Source organism: Desulfovibrio sp. JC022 (genome assembly GCF_010470665.1).
Lineage (GTDB): Bacteria > Desulfobacterota > Desulfovibrionia > Desulfovibrionales > Desulfovibrionaceae > Maridesulfovibrio.
In genome coordinates, this window is the sequence record NZ_VOPZ01000001.1 from 165,417 (window position 1) to 184,725 (window position 19,309).

Annotated in this window: 14 protein-coding genes; 10 read left to right on the forward strand and 4 right to left on the reverse strand. The window is 49.4% G+C overall.

Translation table 11 applies throughout. The features are described 5' to 3' along the window. The first annotated feature begins 7 nt into the window (after nt 1-7). Both FMS18_RS00700 and FMS18_RS00705 read left to right on the forward strand, forming a co-directional pair. The gene (locus tag FMS18_RS00700; protein WP_163291821.1) at nt 8-1,135 is read left to right on the forward strand and encodes a sodium ion-translocating decarboxylase subunit beta; all 1,128 of its coding nucleotides are present in this window, start codon (nt 8-10) and stop codon (nt 1,133-1,135) included. 361 nt (nt 1,136-1,496) lie between these two features. Beyond that, a complete protein-coding gene (locus FMS18_RS00705) occupies nt 1,497-3,242 on the forward strand; it encodes a phosphoenolpyruvate carboxykinase (ATP) (protein ID WP_163291822.1) in 1,746 nt (581 codons plus the stop codon). 222 nt (nt 3,243-3,464) lie between these two features. Here the strand turns inward: FMS18_RS00705 and FMS18_RS00710 are convergent, their stop codons facing one another. Further along, the gene (locus FMS18_RS00710; protein WP_163291823.1) at nt 3,465-4,814 is read right to left on the reverse strand and encodes an L-serine ammonia-lyase; all 1,350 of its coding nucleotides are present in this window, start codon (nt 4,812-4,814) and stop codon (nt 3,465-3,467) included. Nucleotides 4,815-4,910: 96 nt separating this feature from the next. Here FMS18_RS00710 and FMS18_RS00715 point away from each other — a divergent pair, with 96 nt between their 5' ends. After that, complete coding sequence (locus FMS18_RS00715; protein ID WP_163291824.1) at nt 4,911-5,315, forward strand: DUF523 domain-containing protein; 405 nt, start codon at nt 4,911-4,913, stop codon at nt 5,313-5,315. Between the two features lie 139 nt (nt 5,316-5,454). Here the strand turns inward: FMS18_RS00715 and FMS18_RS00720 are convergent, their stop codons facing one another. After that, nucleotides 5,455-5,724, reverse strand: coding sequence for a hypothetical protein (locus tag FMS18_RS00720; RefSeq protein WP_163291825.1), 270 nt, complete (start codon nt 5,722-5,724; stop codon nt 5,455-5,457). An 11-nt stretch (nt 5,725-5,735) separates the two neighbouring features. Beyond that, a complete protein-coding gene (locus tag FMS18_RS00725) occupies nt 5,736-6,392 on the reverse strand; it encodes a YkgJ family cysteine cluster protein (protein WP_163291826.1) in 657 nt (218 codons plus the stop codon). A gap of 377 nt (nt 6,393-6,769) precedes the next feature. Here FMS18_RS00725 and dsrA point away from each other — a divergent pair, with 377 nt between their 5' ends. From dsrA to FMS18_RS00745, 4 genes are all read left to right on the forward strand, one after another. Beyond that, nucleotides 6,770-8,083, forward strand: a complete 1,314-nt coding sequence (dsrA, locus tag FMS18_RS00730) for a dissimilatory-type sulfite reductase subunit alpha (RefSeq protein WP_163291827.1) — start codon at nt 6,770-6,772, stop codon at nt 8,081-8,083. A gap of 15 nt (nt 8,084-8,098) precedes the next feature. Continuing rightward, nucleotides 8,099-9,244, forward strand: coding sequence for a dissimilatory-type sulfite reductase subunit beta (dsrB, locus tag FMS18_RS00735; RefSeq protein ID WP_163291828.1), 1,146 nt, complete (start codon nt 8,099-8,101; stop codon nt 9,242-9,244). A 76-nt stretch (nt 9,245-9,320) separates the two neighbouring features. Continuing rightward, nucleotides 9,321-9,557: a dissimilatory sulfite reductase D family protein gene (locus FMS18_RS00740; RefSeq protein ID WP_203544492.1), complete on the forward strand. Its 237-nt coding sequence runs from the start codon at nt 9,321-9,323 to the stop codon at nt 9,555-9,557. A gap of 181 nt (nt 9,558-9,738) precedes the next feature. Continuing rightward, nucleotides 9,739-11,184 (forward strand): cobyrinate a,c-diamide synthase, encoded by a 1,446-nt coding sequence (locus FMS18_RS00745; protein WP_163291830.1) that lies wholly within the window; start codon nt 9,739-9,741, stop codon nt 11,182-11,184. A 180-nt stretch (nt 11,185-11,364) separates the two neighbouring features. Here FMS18_RS00745 and FMS18_RS00750 read toward each other — a convergent pair whose 3' ends face one another. After that, nucleotides 11,365-12,111, reverse strand: coding sequence for a hypothetical protein (locus tag FMS18_RS00750; protein WP_163291831.1), 747 nt, complete (start codon nt 12,109-12,111; stop codon nt 11,365-11,367). A gap of 109 nt (nt 12,112-12,220) precedes the next feature. Here FMS18_RS00750 and lgt point away from each other — a divergent pair, with 109 nt between their 5' ends. The 3 genes from lgt to FMS18_RS00765 all read left to right on the forward strand — a co-directional run bounded on the left by lgt (nt 12,221) and on the right by FMS18_RS00765 (nt 19,302). Further along, entirely contained in the window at nt 12,221-13,033 is an 813-nt protein-coding gene (lgt, locus tag FMS18_RS00755; protein WP_163291832.1) for a prolipoprotein diacylglyceryl transferase, read from the forward strand. A 252-nt stretch (nt 13,034-13,285) separates the two neighbouring features. Beyond that, nucleotides 13,286-16,945, forward strand: coding sequence for a FecR domain-containing protein (locus FMS18_RS00760; RefSeq protein ID WP_163291833.1), 3,660 nt, complete (start codon nt 13,286-13,288; stop codon nt 16,943-16,945). Between the two features lie 260 nt (nt 16,946-17,205). Continuing rightward, nucleotides 17,206-19,302, forward strand: a complete 2,097-nt coding sequence (locus tag FMS18_RS00765; protein WP_163291834.1) for a FecR domain-containing protein — start codon at nt 17,206-17,208, stop codon at nt 19,300-19,302. Nucleotides 19,303-19,309 lie beyond the last annotated feature (7 nt).

Here is a 19,309-nt window from a genome sequence, read left to right on the forward strand (position 1 = left end):
AGACGTTATGGATATACTTCTGCACTTCATAAGCACAACGGGCTTTGCAGAAATGACCCCGGGCAACTTCATCATGATTGTCATCGGGATCATCTTCATCGCCCTTGCTATTATTAAGGACTACGAGCCGCTGCTGCTCCTGCCCATCGGGTTCGGAGCCATCGTGGGCAACATCCCCTCCATCGCCGGGATGCCGCTCAGCGTCTATGACGAAGGCAGCGTGCTTTATTATATCTACTTCGGGGTCAGCGCAGGGATCTTCCCGCCTTTGATCTTCCTCGGCATTGGAGCCATGACCGACTTTTCGTGCATGCTCTCCAATCCGAGACTTGTGTTGCTCGGTGCAGCCGCCCAGATGGGGATCTTCGCGACCCTCCTCGGGGCCATGTATATGGGCTTCACCCCCAGTGAAGCCGGTGCTATCGGCATTATCGGCGGGGCGGACGGGCCTACGGCTATCTTCCTCTCCTCCAAGCTGGCACCGCATCTACTGGGAGCTATCGCCATTGCCGCGTATTCGTACATGGCACTGGTCCCGGTTATTCAGCCTCCGATCATGAAGCTGATGACCACCAAGAAAGAGCGACTCATTCGTATGAGCGCGCCCCGTGAAGTCTCCACCCGTGAAAAGATTCTTTTCCCGGTGGGCGGCTTTATCATCACCGCGCTTATCGCTCCGGGCTCACTTGCTCTGGTCGGTATGCTCTTCTTTGGTAACCTGCTCAAAGAATCCGGTGTTACCGAGCGTCTGGCTGAGACTGCGCGTACCGCGCTTATCGACTCAGTTACCATCCTGCTCGGTTTCTCCGTTGGTGCATCCACTCAGGCTCAGACCTTTCTGACACCTGACAGCCTGCTTATCTTCGGGCTGGGTGCAGCCTCCTTCTGTGTTGCTACTGCAAGTGGACTTGCTTTTGCCAAGCTCATGAACGTGTTTAGCAAGGACAAGATCAACCCGCTGGTAGGCGCCGCAGGCGTATCCGCTGTTCCCGACTCCGCACGAGTGGTTCAGATGGTCGCCCGTGATGAAGATCCGCATAACTTCCTGCTCATGCACGCCATGGCCCCCAACGTAGCCGGGGTTCTCGGTTCAGCAGTTGGTGCAGGTGTTCTCTGGTCCGTTCTGGCAATGTAGGAGAAATCAGGATGAATAAGCTTTCCAAACAAACCGTGATGACAAAACGCAAACGTAGAAATACGATTGCGAATCCCGGCATGAAGGGAAGCAAGCTGGAAACAGCAGGTAACAACTGATCGAATAAAAGGCGCATACTCAACCAGAGTATGCGCCTTTTCATTTATGATACCCCGGCAGGGGGAAGTGTGAACATTATTGGTCTAATTGTGTAAAAATTTGCGAAGCCGAACAGGGAACCGGTTCATTAGGGAAAACTTATTAATTTTAAGTAAATGAACAGTGGCATTTTATCGCAAATGGCGTTAGGGCGTCTCATCAGAAGTCGTGACGACTTACATTTTCTTTGGAGGAAAAAACAGTGGCTAGTCAGTCAACCTATGAGTTTTACAAAGATGACCTTTCCAAGATTCCGCCTCTCCGGGCGATCGCGGAAACTCTGCTTGCAGATAAAAGGGTAAGAAAAGTAAATGCGGCAGAAGCATATGAACTTGCCCGTAAGCAGTGGGACGTAATGGAAACAGATCATCCTGTTTATCCTGAAGCTGCAAAAAGGCTCGGCCTTCCCGAGGGCGCAAAGCTTCTCAACCATTGCCACGGTAAGATCGTCGGTCGTACCGCTTTGGCTCGCCGGTTCTATAACGGCTTGAATGGACCGGATCAGCGCAAGGTTCTCGGTGATTTGAGAGAAGCTATTTCCGACATGCAGGAACGTCCGCTCATCAAGGCCGAAGCTATTGTCGGTCTTGATCAGGACCTTATGATCAAGGCCACCATTCTTGGCGGTGAAGACGATGCGGCCAATATTTTTAACTGGCTGGTAAACTTTACTCCATTTGATGAGCTGGCTGAAGAATATGCCAAGAGTGCAAAGCTGCCCATTCAGGATATCATCATTATCGGTGATAACCTTTGGCGCAACGATGATCCTTTTTACCACAATCAGGGTTTTCCGCAGCTGGCACTCGTGGATGAAGAGTGTAACGTTATTTACAACTTCGGCATGCGCTATTTTGGTGAGCGCAAGAAGGGAACTCTCACTCTTGCCTGGACTTCCGGCATACGCGTAGGCATGGCCGCCTGCCACGGCGGCATCAAGGAGATTGATTTCTCCGCGTGCCCGGATAAAGACATTAAAAAGCTGGGCAAAAAGTCCATTGCTTTCTTCGGTCTTTCCGGTACCGGTAAATCATCCCACACCAACTCCCATGACAATGGCGGAACTCTTCCTAAAGGGTTTGCCAAAAAAGTACTGCACGATGACGCTTTCCAGATTGATACGGAAAACCGCGTCTGCCGCGCATGGGAACCGACCCTTTTTGACAAAACAGATTCCCGTCCGCTGGGTCACCAGGACTGGAAATATATGATTTCCGTAATGAACCATGCCATGCTGGAAATTGACGGCAAGGTTATGCCTTTGGGTGAGGATATCCGTAACCCCAACGGGCGTGCACTTATCGACCGCGATGTTATCGGTGATCACGTCAATCGCTGTACCTTCCCTAATTCTTTGTGCTGGCTGATGAAGGATACTTGTCTGCCGCCGATCATCCGTTTTACCGATACCTACCTTGCTGTGGCTATGGGTGCTGCGCTGACAACTAAGCGCAACCTTGCTGAAAACGTTTCTGAGGAAGAACTCAAGAAACTTGTTTTCATCCCCTATGCCAACCCTTTCCGCGTGTATGAACTCTGGAAGGATGTTGAAGCTTTCGCGCATGTCTTTGATTGCGGCGCAAAAGGTTACAGCTTTAACTCCGTCGGTTTCTGGCATGCTTCAGATACCGACCTGACTCCCATTCCCTTGCAGACTTCTCTCACTCTCCAGACAATGGTCTTAACTGATCAGCTGGAATGGGAAGATTGGGATCTGCTGCCCGGCGCACAGATTCCCAAGCGTAACTGCATGGAAAAAGTGCTGCCCGGTTTCTACGATACCTACAATCCGGCTAACGTGGAACACAGGGCCGAGTACTTTCAGACTCTCAAGGACCGCTTTGCCCAGCGCAGGCATTTCCTTGAGCAGACAGCAGACCTCAACTGCAAGCCTGAATTGCTCGCTAAGCTGACCAATGCCCTGCATATCAAGGGCTGGTTTAAATAAGATGCCTCCGGCGGCCGGGGAAGGAAAAACTTTTGCAAAAGTTTTTCCTTCCCCGGACCCCATCCTTTTCAAAATCTTTTAATAAGCTGCGCATAGAGCTTGTTGGGGCGTCTTTCAAATTAAAACTCCGCAATATTTATAAATATTGCGGAGTTTTAATTTGGACCAGTTAGATCTTTTCTGATGCAAAGCTTTATGGAGTTCGGTAGGGGCTTTTAAGTCTTAGCAATTAGGAACTGACACAGCCAGTCCGCCAAGAGATGTTTCCTTGTACTTGCTATTCATGTCCTTTCCGGTCTCAGCCATGGCCTGAACGACCTCGTCAAAGCTGACCTTGTGGAATTTCTCATTTTCAACAGATGCTATGAGATAAGCATTGTAGGCCCGGACCACACCCATGGCATTGCGTTCGATGCAGGGAATCTGCACGTATCCGCCCACGGGGTCGCAGGTGATGCCCAGATGGTGCTCAAGGGCTGATTCCGCAGCGTTCTCGGTGCGCCAGAAACGGTTGCCGTTGGCATAGGCAATCAAGCCTGCTGCCATTGCTGATGCCACTCCGATTTCTCCCTGACAGCCGACTTCCGCACCGGCAATACTTGCATTATGTTTGGCAATAAATCCGATGGCGGCTGCTACTAGCATGCCTTGGCGCACATTTTCGCGGCTGATCCCTAATTCTTCCTCAAGGGCGAAGACGGCAGCAGGGATGACTCCTGCTGAACCGGAAGTAGGCGCGGTGACAACGATATGTCCGGCAGCGTTTTCCTCGGACGCGGCAAATCCGTATGCATTCAGCCGAAGCAGGAAGCTGTCGGCGCAGTTGGGACGGACACTGTTGTCAAAAAGACGTTTCGCTTTGCGATGTAAGCCGATGGGGCCGGGCAGGGTGCCTTCAGCTGCAAGACCGTTTCTTACTGCCTCTTTCATGGCATCAAGGATTACATCCAGTTTTTCATATACCTCATCTTTTGAAATACCGCTGATAGCGGTTTCATTGGCAAGAATGGCCTGATGCATGCGCAGTTCGTTTTCAGTGAGGATGGCTTTCAGCTCTTCCATATTGGAGTACTGATGCGGTGGGACGCGGGGAATCTCTTCCTGTTGGCCCTTCCATTTAATAAAGCCGCCGCCGATAGAATAGTATTCCTGCTCGAAAAGAATTTCTTCTCCTTTTCTCAGGCGCAGGAGCAGAGTGTTTGCATAGGGGAAATCGTTTTTTACTTCGGCGAAGACTACATCTTTTACGCTAAGCGGCAGGGATATTACGCCGCTTTTAAATTGATGCGGATTGCCGTCAGCGAGGGAATCAAGAAAATCGCATTCAACATTATCCGGCTTAAAACCGAGGAGGCCTGCAACTACAGCGCGATCTGTGCCGTGTCCTTCTCCGGTAGCACTGAGGCTTCCGTAGAGTCTGATTTCAATATTGTCGGGTTGCACTTCAAGAGCAAGATCCGCAACAGTTCTATTAAAATTATATCCGGCTTTCATGGGACCGATGGTGTGGGAACTGGATGGTCCGGGACCGATTTTGAAGAGCTCGAAAACAGAAGTGGTAATGGCGGTCATAACTCCTCCTTGACCGTGGAAATTGTTTATGAAATTTATCATTAGCACAATGAGTGAAAGCTAACAATGCAGATCAGCCTTTCGGAGGTTACGAGTATGTATATAGTCAGTGGCTGTCTGGCCGGACTTTGTTGCCGTTATGACGGCAAGGACAATGCAGATGAAAGAGTCATGAAGCTGGTTGCTGAAGGGAGGGCCGTACCGGTCTGTCCGGAGCAACTGGGCGGACTGACCACGCCGCGCCCTCCCTGTGAAATAGTGGCAGGAAAGGTAGTCAGCGATCAGGGTGCGGACCTGACTGATAATTTTATGCGCGGAGCAGAAGAAGCAATTAAACTCGCTAAATTGCTCGGCAGTAAAAAAGCGATTCTCAAAGCCCGCTCACCATCCTGCGGCATCGGAAAAATTTATGACGGAACCTTCAGCAGCAACATGATTGATGGAGACGGCCTGTTTGCTGCCATGCTTCGTAAAGAAGGCTTTGAACTGGAAACAGAATAAAAAATATCCCGGAAATCCAAAAAGATTTCCGGGATATTTTTTTACGCAAGATTTGCCTTGTAGCGTGGCGAAGCCTTATTAAAAGGGTTCAAGCCGCCGGAGGCAAGCTCATTTCAACAAAAGCGCGGAGCGCATCAAACTAATGCGTAATTCTATCTTCTTTAATAAGCTGCTGGGCCACGTTGATATCGTAAAGTGCCAGCGGGTTGCGGTCGGTGCCGCGCTTCTTGTATTCTTCAGCAGCTTCCATGATTACGTCATAGGGCAGCCATTCATGTTTTTCCCAGATAACGGGGTTGTCGTTTGACCAGAGCCTGAACTCAATAGAACCTTCAGTTTCCCGCACGTACATTTTGGTGTCGCGGGTTTGCAGGGAAGGGTAGTAATAAAGTCCGCGTTCGTCTTTCATTATATAAGTCCTTAAAGTTTACGCAGTGAAAAAGATTTTCCGCTGGGGGTGGCGATAATGCCGTACCCTTTAATAAGAATGCTCATGGGTCTGCCGAAGAAAAAATCCATGGATTCCTCGGGAAGCCCGGCTTTCTCAATAACCAGCTCACGGACTGAAGCATCGAAAATCAGCATTTCGCGCAAGCCGGCCTGAAGTTCGGCACTTTCGTCCCAGTTTTCAATGGCCGAGGCTGCAAGCTCGGACATTTTGATGGGATCGCATTTGCGGTCATGTTCCTCGATGAGTTCGAGTACCGGATGTTCTGCGGGAAGCACATCCTTTCTGGAAATTCTGTCCTTGCTGTAAATTTCCATCAGGGGTTCCGGGTCTTCGCAGAAAAGTTTCTGACATTCAAGAGGACGGTTTTTGTAAATGCGGCAGACATTGGAAGCCTGAGCCAAAAATTTACAGATCCATTCTCCACCTGATCCTTTTACTTTGAGGATTTCTTCCTCAAGTGGAATTACCGCGCCAACGGGCTGGTCATAGGCCAGTTCGCCTTTGCGCAGGGTAACAATATCAGTAATGTCAATGCCGTCAGCCTCTTTAAGAAGAGGCAGGTCCGATGTGTGCAGTGCCGGGCCGCCTTTACGGCAGCAGGTTCCGCATTGTTTGCATTCATTCATATTAAAGGAATCACTTTTTCAAGTTTATGTTGCTGGTTATCAAAAATTTTTGTAGGAATTATCTGCTACTGACGCACCTTGTGTTCGGGAAGAGTAAATACGCTGAATCCGGCTTGCTTGGCAAGTCCGAGTTTATCAATTGTGATAATTTGAATCATGTATTGACAATAGGCGTGTTAGTTAATTATCCAACACTATAGGTTGTGTTTTTTTTCACTTAGGGGTATCTTTCCCTCCCCTTGCATCGAAAGATGAGCGGGGTCTCGAACTAAGAGAGGAAAGCAACCGGGCTAAAGTCGGTTTATCCGGCTGACGTACCGGATGCCTAATTTGTATTGGTAGGTATATCTTATTAAACTTTATGGAGGTTTAAGGGAATGGCGAAACACAAAACTCCCTTGTTGGACCAGCTTGAAAGTGGGCCTTGGCCTAGCTTCGTGTCCGACGTAAAACAAGAAGCCGAAGTTAGAGCTAAAAACGAGAAGGACGTGAATTATCAGATTCCCGTTGAAGTCTGCGAAGACCTTCTCGGTGTTCTCGAGCTGTCTTACACCGATGGTGAAACTCACTGGAAACACGGCGGTATCGTTGGCGTTTTCGGTTACGGCGGCGGCGTTATCGGTCGTTACTGTGACCAGCCCGAAATGTTCCCCGGCGTAGCACACTTTCACACTGTTCGTGTTGCTCAGCCTACTGCTAAGTACTACACCACCGAATTCCTGCGTCAGATCATTGACATCTGGGACATGCGTGGTTCCGGTCTTACCAACATGCACGGTTCCACCGGTGACATCGTCTTCCTTGGAACAACCACACCTCAGCTCGAAGAAATTTTCTACGAACTGACTCATGATGCAGACGTTGACCTTGGTGGCTCCGGCTCCAACCTGCGTACCCCTGCAGCATGTCTCGGTATGTCTCGTTGTGAGTATGCATGTTACGACGCGCAGGCTCTCTGCTACGACATGACCATGGAATTCCAGGACGAACTCCACCGTCCTGCTTTCCCCTACAAGTTCAAGTTTAAGTTTGACGCTTGCCCGAACAGCTGTGTTTGTGCTCTCGCTCGTTCTGACTTCTCCGTTGTAGGTATGTGGCGTGATGAAATCCGCATCGACCAGGAAGCTGTTGCAGCTTACGTCGGCGGTGAATTCGCTCCTAACGCTGGTGCTCACTCCGGTCGCGACTGGGGTAAGTTTGACATCCAGAAAGAAGTTGTTGATCTCTGCCCCGGTAAGTGCATCAAGTACGCTGACGGCAAACTCGAAATCAACGATAAAGAATGTATGCACTGCATGCATTGTATCAACACCATGCCTCGTGCACTGATGATCGGTAACGATCGTGGCGCTTCCATCCTTTGTGGTGCAAAAGCTCCGATCCTCGACGGTCCTCAGCTCAGCTCCCTCCTCGTTCCCTTCATCAAGGTTGAAGAGCCTTTCGACGAAGTGAAAGAAGTTGTTGAAAACATTTGGGACTGGTGGATGGAAGAAGGTAAAAACCGTGAGCGTCTTGGTGAAACCATGCGTCGCATGGGCTTCCAGAAGCTTCTCGAAGTTACCGGTATCAAGGCTGATCCGAGACACGTACAAGAGCCTAGACACAACCCCTACATCTTCTGGAAAGCAGATGAGGTTGATGGTCCTTGGGAACGTGACGTTAACGAATACAGAAAAAGACACCAGAGATAATACGGGAGGACAGACATGGCGTTCGTTTCTTCTGGCTACAATCCAGACAAACCGATGGAAAACCGGATTTCGGACATTGGACCTCGTGATTTTAACGAGTTCCTTCCCCCGGTTATCAAAAATAACTACGGCAAGTGGCTTTACCACGAAATCCTTGAGCCCGGCGTACTGGTTCACGTCGCAGAATCCGGAGATGAAGTATACACAGTCCGCTGTGGTACCGCTCGCCTCATGAGTATTACTCTGATTCGCGAAATGTGCGAAGTTGCTGACAAACATTGTGACGGATACCTCCGTTTCACCACTCGTAACAACGTTGAGTTCATGACCGACTCTAAGGACAAAATGCTTGCCCTTAAAGAAGATCTGCTCAGCCGCAAGTTCGACGGCGGTTCCTACAAGTTCCCCGTAGGTGGTACCGGTGCTGGTATTTCCAACATCGTTCACACTCAGGGTTGGGTTCACTGTCACACACCTGCAACTGATGCTTCCGGTACTGTTAAAGTTATCATGGATGACCTCTTCGACGAGTTCACCGGCCATAACATGCCTGCTCCCGTTCGCATCGCTGTTGCTTGTTGTCTGAACATGTGTGGTGCTTGTCACTGCTCCGATATCGCTGTTGTCGGTATCCACCGCAAGCCCCCCATCATTGACCACGAGTACCTTGACAACCTCTGCGAAATTCCTCTTGCAGTAGCTTCTTGTCCTACCGGTGCGGTTCGTCCTTCTAAGGTCGAAATCGACGGTAAACAGTTCAAGACTGTTGCTATTAAAGAAGAACGCTGCATGTTCTGCGGTAACTGCTACACCATGTGCCCCTCCCTGCCCCTTTCCGATAAGGAAGGTGACGGTATCGCACTGATGGTAGGTGGTAAGGTTTCTAACCGTATCAGCATGCCTAAGTTCTCTAAGGTTGTTGTTGCGTTTATTCCTAACGAACCTCCCCGTTGGCCCACACTTACTAAAACTATCCGCAACATTGTGGAAGTTTACAAAGCTGATGCTAACAAGTACGAACGTCTGGGTGACTGGGCTGAGCGTATTGGCTGGGAACGTTTCTTCGAAAAGACTGGTATCGAGTTTACTCCCCATCTTATCGATGATTTCCGTGATCCTGCTTACTACACCTGGCGTCAGTCCACTCAGTTCAAGTTCTAATTAGAATTGAGAATATAGGGGCGCGGCGTTTTGCCGCGCCCTTTTAAAAATAAAGGGGCTTACTATGCCGATCGATATGGATTCCGCAAAAGAAGAAATCATGGCGTTCCTGGAAAAGAAAACAGGCGCTAAAAGTAAATTTTACTTCAACGATTTCACCAAGCTTTTTCCTGATGCAAAAGGCCGTGAAGTTAAGAAAGTTCTGACTGCTCTTGTTAAAGAAGAGAAAGTTGAATACTGGTCCTCCGGTTCTACTACTATGTATGGTATGACTGGTGCCGGTAAGCAGGGTGGAGCAGAGCACGAGGATTAGTCTTCGTTTAGTTCGACTCTTAAATGCCTTGTCCCTTGGGACAAGGCATTTTTTTATGGGTATTCCCGCATTTGCGTTGGGATGAAGGGCTAATTTTTCTTGTCTTTTTCACGCTTAAACACTACTGAATCCATTGTGCAGGAAGCATAAGATAAGAAATTTTTCAGGGCGTGGGCAGCAGATGAATTTTCCAAGAATTGTTTTGGCCGGACTTAGCGGCGGCACAGGTAAGACCATTGTCACACTGGGGCTTTGCCGGGCCTTTCATAATATGGGCCGGGAAGTTAAGCCTTTTAAAAAAGGCCCTGATTATATTGATGCCCGCTGGCTGGGCCTTGCGTCCGGCAAATATGCCACCAATCTTGATCCTTTTCTCATGTCCAATGATAAGCTCATTTCCCTTTTTATGGAAAAAGGGCTGGGGGCTGATATTTCCATTGTCGAAGGTAATCGCGGACTTTTTGACGGCAAGGACGTGGACGGTTCCTGCTCCACTGCCGAGCTTGCACGTATTATTAAAGCTCCGGTTATTCTGACCATCGATTGCACCAAAATGACCCGCACTGTGGCGGCCATTGTTGCCGGGTGCAAAGCTTTCGAGGACGGATTTAATCTTGCCGGGGTTATTCTTAATCGTACCGCCGGGGAACGTCACCGCAACATCCTTAAAAATTCCATTGAAGCCTACACTGATATCCCTGTGCTGGGCATGCTGCCCAAGCTGAAGGAAAACCCTATTCCAGAGCGGCACATGGGGCTTGTTTCCAATACTGAATACGGAGCTGTGGACAAGTCTTTAGATACGCTTGGAAAGATGGCGCAGGATTGCATTGATCTTGATGCCATATACGAAGTCGCTAATCAGTCTTCCCCAGAACTTGAATCTGATCAGGATGCGTGGGCCGGAATAGAACTTTCCAGTGCTGCAAAGCCCGTTATCGGCGTGGTGCGTGATGAGGCCCTTTGGTTCTATTATGAAGAGAATCTTGAAGCTTTGCGCCGGGCCGGAGCGGAAGTAAAAGAAATTTCCCTCATATCAAGCGAACCGTGGCCCGAGATCCACGGCCTTTATCTTGGTGGCGGTTTTCCGGAGACACTTGCCGCAGAAATTTCTCGAAATACCTATGTCCGTGATCATGTTCGCTCTCTTGCCAAGTCTGGTCTGCCCATCTTTGCAGAGTGTGGCGGCTTTATGTATCTGGGACGTGATGTTGAATACGAAGGGCAGAAATATCCCATGTCCGGTGTGCTTGATCTTTCCACCCGTCTTTGTCCGCGTCCGCAGGGTTTAGGCTACACTTCCGGCAAGATAGTCCACGAAAATCCTTTTTTCCCCGTTGGTACCGATGTAATCGGGCACGAATTTCATTATTCGCTCTGCGTGGACAATAACGAACCCACACCCAAGTACGCTCTCGACATGTCGCGAGGCAAAGGTATGGCCGACGGTCATGATGGTCTCATCCGTGATAATATTTACGCAGGATACAACCACATCCACGCCCTGAGCATGCCTTGCTGGGCAAATAATTTCGTCAAAGCTGCTGAAGAATTTAAGAATGCCTCCGGCGGCCAAAGAACCCTTTTGCAAAAGGGTTCTCTGGACACTCCCAAAACCTTTCAATAGGCTTCGCTTGTAGCGCGTTCAGGGTATTCCCAAATGAAAATCGCAATATCATATAAGATATTGCGACTAGTTTTTTCTCATACTTGCCGTGTGAAGCGGCAAAGCCCCAATAAAAAGTTTTGGGATTCTTAAACCCTTTTCCCAAAAGGGTTTAAGGCCCCCGGCAGGGTCCCCGAAGGGTTAAGGCATAAAAGCTCTAGCTATGCGGAAGATGTCGTCGTAATTCAGCTTAGCCCTGATGCCGAGGCACATTTCAGCAGCCATGGCCATTTTGTTTTCTGAGTAGCGTAGAATCTGGTCAGACTGGACTTTGAGATTCGACTTGAGAATTCGGTGATCGAATCCGTCAATGACCTGTGTTATGCCGTTGGCGTAGAAGGGAGTTTTGATGTGCGGCACCAGCTGTTCCAGCTGCTGCTTGCCTTCCTTGCGGCTAAGGATAATGTGGAAAAGCATTTTGACCAGCATGCGGTCCGGCTGGAGCTTATGATCAAATTCCAGCAGTACGGTAGGATCGGATTGTTTGTCGAAAAGGCCGTCTACCAGGCCGTGGGCGAGGGTAAATGCTTTCTTTTCGGAAATCACGGAAATGGGATATTGTGAGGCCATGCGTACAAAGCTGATGCGCGGGTTTTCCTGTGACGACATAGCCAGCAATGCTATTTGCATGGTGGAAAGCTTACGCGTGTATTCCTCCGCAAGTGTAGTTGCCTTGGCTTCAGCCAGTCGGCGCACGGTTGCTTCATCCAGTTCAGAAAATGCAGTTTCCAACAAAAATTTGATGTAAGGTTCGCGGGTATAGCGTATCTCTTCTTCAAGCACTTTTCTGCTGCGCTTGACATCAATGAGCTTTTTGATGGAGAGCCAGTATGCGGCAAGGCCTTCAGCGGGCATTTCCAGAATATCAAAATCTTTTTGTTCTTCCATGGGATTTCCTTGTATTTCCTGTGCGCAGATTGTAACTGAATTTGTCCGGGAAACATAGTCCGCCCGGCCCGTTTTTTTGTTTAAGGAATCTTATAAACAGGTAAAGAATATGATTGTATTGCCGGAATTTGATACGACAGCTTTCAGAATAGGACCTCTCAAGGCCAATTGGTACGGCCTGATGTATATGATCGGTTTTGCCATTGCGTGGACTTTGGGACGCTACAGGGCTTCCAAAAAGACTAATAACTGGACCGCGCAGCAAGTGGATGACCTCATTACCTGGCTTGTGGTCGGTCTGGTGGTCGGAGCACGGCTGGGCTATTGTCTTATCTACGAGCCCGCATATTTTATGGCCCACCCGGTGGATATTTTTGCGGTTTGGAAGGGCGGAATGTCCTTTCACGGCGGTGCCGCCGGTGTAGCCATTGTGGCTTGGCGGTTCGCAAAGTCCACTGACAGGACAACTCTTGATGTGGGTGACTTTCTGACTCCGCTCGCTCCCTTGGGATTGCTTTGCGGGCGTATGGGTAATTTCATCAATGGAGAACTCTGGGGGCGGGTTACTGATGTTCCTTGGGGGATGGTTTTTCCCAGTCAGCGGGCCGGGAACCTGCCGAGGCACCCCTCGCAGCTTTATGAAGGCGCATTGGAGGGGGTACTTCTTTTTCTGATCCTCTGGGTCTGGTCTGCAAAGCCCCGCCAGAGAGGTACAACCACCGGGCTGTTTCTTATGGGCTACGGCTTCTTTCGCGCTTTTGTTGAATTTTTCCGTCAGCCCGACCCTCAGCTTGGATTTATCGCCTTTGGCTGGCTGACCATGGGGCAACTGCTTTGTGTGCCCATGATTCTGGCAGGGCTCGCTCTTTTTCTCTGGGGATTGAAGAAAGGACCTATTCCGCCGGCTGCTGCCACAAGCTGAGCAATCTTTTTTTGATTAAAAAAGTCGAAAGTCCCGCATTTCATGGATATGAAATGCGGGACTTTTTTGTGGATGAGTTTGGATGTGATTTAATAGATTATCTTTTGTTTCTCGATATGTTGCGGTGAAATAGTTAAAGTATGTCAAAGTTTATATAATAAAAAAACTATAAAAACTACCTGAGGTGCTTGCAAAAGTAAATAAAAATATTATCATACTTATGTACTGTAATTTTTACCTGCGGGGTTTGCTATGTCCCCTGAAACTGCCATTCATGACGCTATCGGCGTTGTTCTCACGGTAAGCGGTGAGGTTTTTCTTAAGTCTTCTGACGGCTTGAGGGTGGTAGAGTCCGGCTCGTCGGTTTTTCGTGGAGATGAGCTGGTGACAGGAGTTGACGGGCAGGTCGAAGTTCGTTTTGTTGATGATACTCTCCTTTCTCAGGGTGCCGAGTCCGCCATCTCCCTAGATGATTATATTTATGATGAAGTTGATGAATCCTCTTCGGACCTGTTCTTTAAGATGGGGACCGGGACTTTTCGTATGGTCACCGGAAAGATTGCTGAGCAGAACCCGGACCGTTTCAAAATCGGTTCCCCTCTTGCCACTATAGGTATTCGCGGAACCACCACAGTTCATGAGATCGGCTCTGAAGGCGAAAAGCACGGTGTGGAAGAAATTCACAGCGGAAGGGCTTTATTGGTCCAAAGTATTGATGGCTCGCTTCGTCAGATATCATCTCCGCGTGCCTTGGTGGATATTGCAAGCTCTGGGATGATGAGCAGTGTCCGGGTTATGACTGTTAATGAATTGGAACAGTTTCAGTCCATAGCTCCCGCTGCAATCCGGGAGGAGCAGATCATACAGGAGCAACGTGACGAAGAGCAGCAGGGTGGTGAAGAGCAGCAGGGCGGTGAAGAACAGCAGGGCGGTGAAGAGTTTCAAGGTGAAGGTGGGGGTGATCCCGATGCGGATGTTCTGGGCGGGGAAGGTGTGCTTTCCGCTGATGCGGGCGTTTTCGCCGGTTTAGATGTTATAGATTCCACTCTCCTGGCTGCTGCCGAAGAAATTTTTGAAGCTCTGGCAGAAGGGGATGTGGAAGTTGTAGCTGAGTTGCTTGAAGAATTAAGCGGTGAGATTACGGGCGATCCGGTTGGTGATTCTGATGGCGACGGCGATAAGGGCGATGAAGATATTGATGAACTCGTTGAAGGTGCTGATGCAGGTTTAGGAGCAACGACTGATGATACTACTGCTGGCAGTGCTGGCGATGACACCAGTTCCGCAGATAATGAAATTGACTGGGGTGACGCAACTGAAAATGCTGATAGTTGGACCGGAACAGAGAATACGGATTACTATGATGGTCGCGGCGGCGATGACGAGATAGACGGAAAGGAAAGTGCTGATACGCTGAAGGGCGGTGACGGTAACGATACTGTCTATGGTTGCCTCGGTGATGACAGTATTGAAGGCGGGGCCGGTAATGACCAGATTTATGGTGGTGCCGGGCGTGATGTCATCGATGGCGGAGCTGACAGCGATTACATTTTTGCGCTTCAGGACGGCGATACCATTATCGGCTCAACCGGGACTGACACTGTATCCTATCTCTATGTCGTTGAACGCGGAGTTAATGCCAATCTGGCAACCGGAACCGTTTCAGGCGGTGATTACGACGATTCCTTGAGTGGAATAGAGAATCTTGTCGGAACCAATAGTGCTGACACTCTGACCGGTGACGATGCAGCAAACATTCTCACCGGGTTAAGCGGTGCAGATTCTATTGTCGGTGGTCTGGGAGATGACCGGATCTATGGTGATGCAGGTCGTGATGTTGTTGATGGTGGAGCTGGTGATGATTACATCTATTCTATTCAGGATGGTGATACCATTATCGGTTCAATCGGGACTGATACTGTTTCTTATGTGAATGTGAGTGGGCGTGGAGTTAATGCCAATCTGGCAACCGGAGTCGTTTCCGGTGGCACTTACGATGATTCCTTAAGTGGAGTAGAGAATCTTGTCGGAAGCAATAGTGGTGACACTCTGACTGGTGACGGCGCAGCCAATACTCTCAGTGGTCTGGATGGCAATGATTCCATCACCGGTGGAGGCGGTAATGATTCCATTGATGGTGGAACCGGTGCTGATACTCTCGATGGCGGAGCAGGAGCAGACACTCTTGACGGTGGCAGCGGTCAGGATACTTTCCGTTTTACCGAGGCGGAAGGTCTGACTGGTGAGCAATTGCAGAACTTTTCCAGTACTGATGATACGATTGATTTCAGCAGTGGCAATTTTAGCCAGTCTGCTGACTTTGCCGCAGTGAGCAGCAGCTACACAGGAACCGATGCTGCTCTGGGCAGCGGACCTGCTTTTATTTTCGATTCCGATGGCAAGCTCTGGTACGATTCCAACGGCGCCACTGTCGGCGGGCATACTTTGATTTCTACCGTTAGCGGCGATTCAGTTACGGCCTCGGATATTACTGTGGACGACGCAGTCATAGCCGGAGCCGGAATGAGCGTAACCGGAACCAGCGGTAGCGATACGCTGACCGGGCTTGGCGGCAACGATTATCTGGACGGCGCAGCTGGTGCGGATTTGATCAGCGGTGGACTTGGTAATGACACGTTGCTGGGTGGTGCTGATAATGATTCCATCACCGGTGGAGAGGGCAATGACCTGATTGAAGGCGGAGCAGGAGCAGACACTCTTGACGGTGGCAGCGGACAGGATATCTTCCATTTTACCGAGGCAGAGGGGTTGGCTGGTGAGCAGTTGCAGAACTTCTCCAGTGCTGATGATACCATTGACTTTGATAGCAATAGCTTTAGCGAAACGTCCATCTTTCTGGCTGTAGGCGGTAGCTATGGTGGAACCGACGCAGGTTTGAGCAGCGGTCCGGCCTTTGTTTTCGATATCGACGGTAAGCTCTGGTATGATTCCAACGGAGTGGATGCAGGCGGTCATACCCTGATAAGCACCGTTGGTGGAGATTCAGTGCAAGAAGCTGATATTACCGTAGACGGCACAGCTATAGCTGGTTCTGGAGTGAGTTGGATTTATGGTGCTGAAACTGGTGAAAGCTGGGTGGGAGACTCCAAGACTAATTATTACGATGGTCGTGGGGGCGATGACACCATTGACGGTAAGCAGGGTGTGGATACTTTGCTCGGCGGACTCGGCAACGATACCATCTACGGCGGTAACGGCGATGACTCCATTGATGGTGGCGGTGGTAATGATACTATTTACGGGGGACAGAATGTAGATAGCATCAATGGCGGGGACGGGAATGACCTTATCTTCGGCGGCCAGAATGGCGATATCATGAATGGTGGAGCTGGTAATGACACTGTTTCCTACGAAGGTGGATCGGCTGTGCAGGTTGATCTTGCAGCAGAAACTGTCTCGGGCGGTTCCAATACTGACACTGTTATCAGTATAGAAAATGTCATCGGTACTGATAACAACGATGTGCTCAACGGATGTAGTGCTTCCAATTCGCTGACTGGCGGTGCCGGGGACGATACCCTTACCGGTGCCGGAGGTGCTGACTATCTTTCCGGTGGCACCGGAAATGATACTTTTTCCTATGCTTCCGCAGTAGAAGGCGGGGATACCATTACCGGATTTGTAAGTGCGGATGATGGTTTTCATTTCTCTTCATCTTTCGACTCAAGTTTTACTTTTATTGATGTCACTCCCGGAAGCGGGGTTTCTTATGACGGTCAGACCGGTCCGGCTGACGGAACTGCTTATTTTGTTTTTGATTCGGACAATGGTCAGCTCTGGTATGACCCTGATGGAAGCTTTATCAGTTCCGATCACGCATTGATCGCTACTGTGGTTGGTGATGCTGTTGTAGTAGGAGATATATATGTTGAAAGTGGTGAGATGAGTTGATTGCTACTAATGTGTAAATTTGCATGGATGTATGTAAAGTAGAGGTGTGTGGTAGTGATTTTTGGTATTATGATGCGATTTTTGGTTTATTGTTGTTAGTGTTTGAAGTGGTTTGCGTTTGTTTAGTTGTAGTTTGTGTTGTGTGAGTTTGTTTTTGAATGCGATAATTAGTGTAACGAAATGACTGTTTGTTGACTTCCATGCTTAAAATGTATTAATATTTGATAAAGGTGGAGTACTTATAAAAAGTAGAGGGTGTTATGCCTGCCGAAGTAGATCAAAATTCAATCGGTGTAGTTCTCGCCGCTGAGGGTGAAGTTTTCCTGCGTTCAGAATCGGGCATCCGTCAGGTCGAGTCCGGTGCTGAGGTTTTCAGGGGTGAGGAGCTTGTTACCGGGGCTGGCAGTACTGCGGAAATCCGTTTTGTAGATGATACCCTGCTCTCTCAGGGCGCGGATTCCGTGATTTCCCTCGACGATTATGTTTTTGATGATTCCGCTTCAGATGCGGAGCTGCTCTTCAAAATGAGTCAGGGTACTTTCCGTTTGGTGACCGGTAAGATTGCCGAGCAGAATCCTGACCGTTTCCAAGTCGGTACTCCGCTTGCCACCATCGGTATTCGCGGTACCACCATTGTCAGTGAAATTACCCCCGGCGGCGGGCAGAAGATCGGTGTGGAAGAGATTCATGCCGGTAAGGCTTTGCTGGTCCAGTCCATAAGCGGCGAGATCAGGATGATCTCCAATGCCCGTGAGTTGGTTGATATCGCCATGTCCGGTCAGCTGGGCAGTGTTCGCCCCATGACCGCACGCGAACTGAGTTCTTTCCGTGAAATTGCGCCTTCTGCTATCCGTCAGGAGCAGGAAATCCAGCAGCAGCGTCAGGAAGAGCAGCAGCAGGATGATCCGCAGGATCAGAATCCTGATGATCAGGGACAGGAAGCACAGGGCGAAGATGGAGATCCGCAGGGCGATTCCGAAGGCGGCGAAACCGGAGGTCCGGCAATACCCGGTCAGGGTGTGCTTGATCCGGGTATCGGTGTTATTGATCCTGCCGGTGCACTTGCCGCGCATCAGACCGGTTTACAGACAGCAATTGAAGCCGGGGCAATATTGGGCGGAGACGTTCCCGTGGCTGTTATTCAAGGAGAACTTCAGCAGCTTGCCGGGCAGATTTTTGGTGCTTTAGAGACTGGGAATCTGGCCGCAGCTCAGCATCTTTTGCATAATCTGCAAAGCCTTGCCGAAGACCTGATTGATGATCTTATTAATCCTGAAGTTCCCCCTGAAGCCGAAGGACAGACTGTTACTGACAGTGACGGTAATAATTGGATTTACGGCACCAGCGGTGATGATTCATGGGTTGGAACCGATGCCGTTGATTACTACGACGGTCTGGCCGGAAATGATTACATAAGTGGTCAGGAAGCTAACGATGTGCTCCATGGTAACACCGGTAATGATACTATTTATGGTAATTGCGGTAACGATACCATTTCCGGCGGTGCCGGAGATGATACCATCAGCGGTGGGCATGGTTTAGATACCATAACCGGTGGAGACGGGATTGATATACTTTCCTTTGAAGATGCCAGTGCCGGTGTTGATGCCTATATCAGTGCCGGAACCGCAGTAAGTGATGGTGAAACAGATTTTTTCGTTGGAATTGAAGCCTTGAAAGGCTCCAGTTACAACGATACGCTTTCCGGGAATATGGCAGCACCTACTACTTTTTATGGTAGTAGCGGCAGTGATGTCTTGACTGGTTTTTCCGGACAGGAAAACTGGGCTTCTTATGCAGAGGGGAGTAATGGCGTTTCTGTTAAATTGGATAGTTCTTCAGACAATCTGACTAAGCTTGGGACCAGCGACAAAGACACCTTGCATGAAATCAACCATTTTATTGGGACCAACTCTGCTGATACAATTACCGGTAATGCTGCCAGCAACACCCTAATGGGTGGGCAGGGCGATGATACCTTAACAGGCGGTGAGGCTTCAGACCATCTGTACGGTGGTGCAGGAAATGATGTTTTTAACTATACTACAACTGCTCCAAGTGAAGGCGGCGATACTGTTTACGGCTTTGAAAGTGGTGTCGATAAGTTTTATTTTTCCGGTAACGGAGGATTTAATTCCACTTGGACTTTTGGCACGGTGAACGGTTACGATGGATCAACTGGAACTGGTGCCGGAGCGCAGTTCATTTACGATACTTCAGATAAAGAACTTTATTACGATGCAGATGGAAGTGGATCATCCAGTTCCGGTGTGCTTATCGCGACTCTTGATGCAGATAGTGACGCAATCTCTGCTGTAGATAATACTAATCCTGGTGATATTGCGGTTTACGTTTAAGTAAGTC

Coding starts and splice junctions, on each gene's coding strand:
- dsrB (WP_163291828.1), top strand. CDS start 8,099: ATGGCGTTCGTTTCTTCTGGCTACAATCCAGACAAACCGATGGAAAAC.
- FMS18_RS00710 (WP_163291823.1), bottom strand. CDS start 4,814: ATGACCGCCATTACCACTTCTGTTTTCGAGCTCTTCAAAATCGGTCCC.
- FMS18_RS00765 (WP_163291834.1), top strand. CDS start 17,206: ATGCCTGCCGAAGTAGATCAAAATTCAATCGGTGTAGTTCTCGCCGCT.
- FMS18_RS00740 (WP_203544492.1), top strand. CDS start 9,321: ATGGATTCCGCAAAAGAAGAAATCATGGCGTTCCTGGAAAAGAAAACA.
- FMS18_RS00700 (WP_163291821.1), top strand. CDS start 8: ATGGATATACTTCTGCACTTCATAAGCACAACGGGCTTTGCAGAAATG.
- FMS18_RS00720 (WP_163291825.1), bottom strand. CDS start 5,724: ATGAAAGACGAACGCGGACTTTATTACTACCCTTCCCTGCAAACCCGC.
- FMS18_RS00750 (WP_163291831.1), bottom strand. CDS start 12,111: ATGGAAGAACAAAAAGATTTTGATATTCTGGAAATGCCCGCTGAAGGC.
- FMS18_RS00745 (WP_163291830.1), top strand. CDS start 9,739: ATGAATTTTCCAAGAATTGTTTTGGCCGGACTTAGCGGCGGCACAGGT.
- dsrA (WP_163291827.1), top strand. CDS start 6,770: ATGGCGAAACACAAAACTCCCTTGTTGGACCAGCTTGAAAGTGGGCCT.
- FMS18_RS00725 (WP_163291826.1), bottom strand. CDS start 6,392: ATGAATGAATGCAAACAATGCGGAACCTGCTGCCGTAAAGGCGGCCCG.
- lgt (WP_163291832.1), top strand. CDS start 12,221: ATGATTGTATTGCCGGAATTTGATACGACAGCTTTCAGAATAGGACCT.
- FMS18_RS00715 (WP_163291824.1), top strand. CDS start 4,911: ATGTATATAGTCAGTGGCTGTCTGGCCGGACTTTGTTGCCGTTATGAC.
- FMS18_RS00760 (WP_163291833.1), top strand. CDS start 13,286: ATGTCCCCTGAAACTGCCATTCATGACGCTATCGGCGTTGTTCTCACG.